5 protein-coding genes and 1 CRISPR repeat array are annotated in these 4113 nt (G+C 64.4%); of the genes, 3 read left to right on the top strand and 2 right to left on the bottom strand.

Annotated elements, in window-relative coordinates:
- Positions 1–10: 10 nt before the first annotated feature.
- Positions 11–382: direct repeats of the CRISPR family, unit length 37 nt; unit sequence GAGTGTAGCTATCCGGGGTGAGAGAGGGAGCTACAAC.
- 72 nt (positions 383–454) lie between these two features.
- Entirely contained in the window at positions 455–1093 is a 639-nt protein-coding gene (locus ACE3SS_RS14980; RefSeq protein WP_374595321.1) for a response regulator, read from the bottom strand.
- The gene (locus tag ACE3SS_RS14975) at positions 1090–2184 is read right to left on the bottom strand and encodes a histidine kinase (RefSeq protein ID WP_374595323.1); all 1095 of its coding nucleotides are present in this window, start codon (positions 2182–2184) and stop codon (positions 1090–1092) included. Before ACE3SS_RS14975 ends, ACE3SS_RS14980 begins: the two co-directional genes overlap by 4 nt.
- Before the next feature lie 262 nt (positions 2185–2446).
- On the opposite strand from ACE3SS_RS14975, the gene ACE3SS_RS14970 reads away from it, so the two are divergent.
- The 3 genes from ACE3SS_RS14970 to ACE3SS_RS14960 form a co-directional block, all read left to right on the top strand.
- Positions 2447–2914, top strand: coding sequence for a hypothetical protein (locus ACE3SS_RS14970; RefSeq protein WP_374595319.1), 468 nt, complete (start codon positions 2447–2449; stop codon positions 2912–2914).
- Between the two features lie 81 nt (positions 2915–2995).
- On the top strand, positions 2996–3358 hold the full coding sequence (locus ACE3SS_RS14965; RefSeq protein WP_374595317.1) for a response regulator: 363 nt from the start codon (positions 2996–2998) through the stop codon (positions 3356–3358).
- An 81-nt stretch (positions 3359–3439) separates the two neighbouring features.
- On the top strand, positions 3440–4113 hold a 674-nt coding region (locus ACE3SS_RS14960; protein ID WP_374595315.1), incomplete at its 3' end, for an Hpt domain-containing protein.

Raw genomic sequence — 4113 nt, 5'->3', positions numbered from 1 at the left:
CTGCTCCGTGGAGTGTAGCTATCCGGGGTGTGTGTGGGTGCTAAAACGCGGTGTTGGCGCAGGCCGTGCTGGTGCCCGAGTGTAGCTATCCGGGGTGAGAGAGGGAGCTACAACGGGTGTGAATCGACTGTGAGCAGTTCCCTTGAGTGTAGCTATCCGGGGTGAGAGAGGGAGCTACAACCGCTTTGTCTTCCAAACGTTCGCCCTGTTTGAGTGTAGCTATCCGGGGTGAGAGAGGGAGCTACAACCCACCGATTAATGGCGCTATCAATTGAATAGAGTGTAGCTATCCGGGGTGAGAGAGGGAGCTACAACCGCCACTGCTCGGCGCAGTCTTCGGCCCAAGAGTGTAGCTATCCGGGGTGAGAGAGGGAGCTACAACAAAAAGGCGGCAGACCGATGAACCGGCCTGCCGCCTTTTTGACGGGGCTCCGCCCCTCGTTGTCTAGAAGAACTAGGCCCCTTCGACCAGCTTGTTGCGAATGGCGTAGACCGTGAGTTCGGAATTGTTGGCCAGGCCGAGTTTTTCAAGCACGCGGGCGCGGTAGACGCTCACGGTCTTGGGGCTGAGCATGAGCTGCTCGGCGATGTCGGACAGGCGCTTGCCCGACGCGATCATCACCAACGTCTGCAACTCGCGATCGCTGAGCTTCTGGTGCGCGGCCTCGGGCGCCGGGGTGGTGAGGCTCTCGACCAGCATCTGGGCCATGTCGGGCGTGACGTATTTGCGGCCCTGCGCCACGGTACGCACCGCCTGCACGATCTGTGCGGGCTCGCCGCCCTTGTTGACGTAGCCGTAGGCGCCCGCCCGCATGGCCCGAATCGCGTATTGGTCTTCGGGGTACATCGACACCACCAGCACGCGCAGCGACGAGCCCTCTTCTTTCAGCACGTGCAGCACGTCGAGGCCGCTGCGGCCGGGCAGGTTGATGTCGAGCACGAGCACGTCGCACCCGCGGTCGCGCAGCAGCGCGCGCAACTCGCCGTAATCACCGGCCTCGCCCACCACTTCGATATCGGGCTGGTCGGACAGCGTGTCGCGAATGCCGCGCCGGATCAGGGCATGGTCGTCACACAGGATCACTTTGATCATTGGTCTCCCCAGGAGGTCGGGTCGTTGAGCGGGTCGGAGCCGGTGCGCGGCGCGTCTTCGTCGTCGATGTCTTCGTCGTCCGGCGCCACGACGGCGTCGAGCGGCACCGACAGGATGATCGTGGTGCCGCTGGAGCCACTGCTGAGGTCGACCCAGCCACCCACGGTGCCGGCGCGCTCGTGCAGGCCGCGGATGCCGAAGGAGCGCGCCTTGGCGAGATCGTCGCCGCTCAGGCCGCGACCGTTGTCGGACACCTCTAGCGACAGCACGCCGCCCGCCAGGGTCAGGTCGACCTGCACCTCGGTGGCGTGGGCATGCTTCGACACATTGGTCAGCGCCTCTTGGGCGGTGCGGTAGGCCACCAGCGGCACGCCAACGGGCAAATGCAGCGTGTCGTGGCTGGTGCGGAACACCGTGAGGATGCCGGTGCGCTTCTCGAAGCGCTGCGTCATCCACTGCAGCGCCGCGACCAGGCCTTGTTCGAGGATGGCCGGGCGCAGGTTGTGCATGATGCGCTGGCTGGCCTCGACGGCGTGGTTCACCGTTTCGAGCGACTGGTTGATGCGCTCGACCAGCCGCGGGTCGTTGACGTGGCGAGCCAACCAGGCTAGGTCGAACTTGACGGCCGTGAGCGAGCCGCCCACGTCGTCGTGAATTTCACGGGCGATGGCCGCGCGCTCCATCTCGACGCTGGTCTGCAAGTGCTGGGCAAGCTCGCGCAGCCGATCCTTGGACTGCGCCAGGTCGAGGTCGGCGCGGCGCTTGTCGCGCACCGCCTCGGCGGCCTCGATGGCGTGCAGCGTGGCGGGCGCCAGCCGGGCCAGATTGCTCTTGAGCAGGTAGTCGCTCGCGCCGTTGCGCATGGCCGCAACCGCCACGTCTTCGCCAATTTCACCGGAAACCAGGATGAACGGGATCAACTTTCCGGTGGACTTGACGATGTCCAGCGCGGCAAGGCCCGAAAAACCGGGCAAGCCGAAGTCGGAAAGGATGATGTCCCAGTCTTGCGCCAGCGCTGCGACAAATTCACGCTCGGACTCCACACGCAGGGACTGCACCTGAATCCCGCCTCGCTGCAAATGAGCGAGCATCAGCAGGTGATCGGGTTCGCTGTCTTCGACGTGCAGCACGCGCAGCACGCGATGGGCGGCAGAGGGGCCGGTGGAATGGGTGGAATGTGTCAAGGCGATGGGGAGCTAGGAGTCAATCCAGAGATTTGCGCCAAATTTTCCCGAGTGATCGGGCCAATCAAAAACTCTTCTTCGCAAAAAAATTCTAGCAATCGCAGCCCTGGGTTTCAGACCGCTGGAGTATGAACTCAATGGGCGCCCTTTTTGCCTCCCTGGAGCGACGATGCCTATCAACGAAGCCACCAGCGACGAACCGTCGCAGGCCCAGCAGCCCGAAATCCCGCTGCTGCTGGCGGCCGACCTGCAGGATCACCTGATGACGGCGTCGAACGACCTCGAACGCCTGCAACGGCTGCTGTCCGACACCTGCGAGGCGTTGATGCAGGGCTTTCATGGCGCAGCCGCGCAGTTGGGGCAAGTCATCGACGCGGCCGACGGCTCGCAGCACGCGGTGCCGCTCCAGGACGCGATGAAGATCCTCTACACCGCCGTGACGGCCTTGCAGTTTCAGGACATGGCCTCGCAGCTGATCAACCACACCAATTGCCGCCTGCGCAACTGCGCCGACCAACTGGCCCGCGATGCGATGGTTGACGACGAAGACGGCGAGGCGGTGATTACCAACGGCCCCTTGCGCCCCAACCCGGTTACTCAAGACGAGATGGACGCGGGCTCGGTCGAGCTGTTTTGACCCGCCTATTTAAGAACCTGCCGGAACCGTCCGAAAACACGACCGATCTGGTATTGATATTCAGCCCTTGCGGAGAGCGACATGCAATCAATTCTCGCCGTTGACGATTCGGCCTCCATGCGCCAGATGGTGTGCTTCACGCTGAAGAGCGCGGGCTACAACGTCGTGGAAGCGGTGGACGGCCAGGACGCCTGGGAAAAGGCCAGTCAACGCAATTTCGATCTGGTCCTGACCGACCAGAACATGCCCCGCATGGACGGCATCAGCCTGACCAAGAAGCTGCGCGAGAGCCCGGCGTTCAAGGCCACGCCCATCTTGATCCTGACCACCGAATCGAGCGACCAGATGAAGCAGGCTGGCCGCTCGGCCGGCGCCACCGGCTGGCTCGTCAAGCCCTTCGACCCCAACAAGCTGATCGAGGTCATCAAGAAAGTGATCAAGTGATCGATTGAGCCTCGCCCGCCGTCGCGTCCGCCACGGCGGCTGTTCTCAGTCTGATTCACCGTCGAGCATCAGGAGCCCACCATGGCCGAAACCAGCACCGATTCATCCTCCGCAGGCATTGACCTCAGCCAGTTCTACCAAGTCTTCTTCGAAGAGGCCGGAGAGAACCTGGAGCGCATGGAGCAGCTCTTGCTGGAGCTGGACGTGGCCGCCGCCGACGACGAAGAGCTCAACGCCATCTTCCGCTGCGCGCACTCGATCAAGGGCGGCGCCGCCACCTTCGGCTTCGCAGACGTTGCCGAGCTGACTCACCAGATGGAGACGCTGCTCGACAAGCTGCGCCGCCACGAGCTGACACCCACCACCGCGATGGTCGATGTGCTGCTGGCCTCGGGCGACGCGCTCAAGTCGCTGCTCGGCCGCCACCAAGGCAGCGGCGGCGACGAATACGACACCACCGAGCTGCTCTTCAACATCCGCGCCATGGTGGCCGGCGAAGCGCCCGTTGCCGCCCCCGAGCCGGCTCCCGCAGCGAGCGCGCCGACCCCGGCGCCCGTTGTCGCCGCGGCGTCCGAGCCCGCTGCCGCCCCGGCGCCGGCCGCGAACGCCGATGGCTCGCGCACCGTCGAATTGATCGTCGGCCCGCTGCCCGACCCGAAAGACGCCGACAACATCGTCGACCTGTTCAAGGAAATCGCCGACCTCGGCACCATCGAGCCGCTCGACGGCGGTCAGGCGCAAGACGGCCTGCGTCG

The organism is Aquabacterium sp. (genome assembly GCF_041915145.1).
In the GTDB taxonomy this organism is placed as follows: Bacteria; Pseudomonadota; Gammaproteobacteria; order Burkholderiales; family Burkholderiaceae_C; genus Aquabacterium.
The sequence above is the reverse complement of the archived record's forward strand: the minus strand, read 5'-3'. Positions and strand labels throughout refer to the sequence as shown.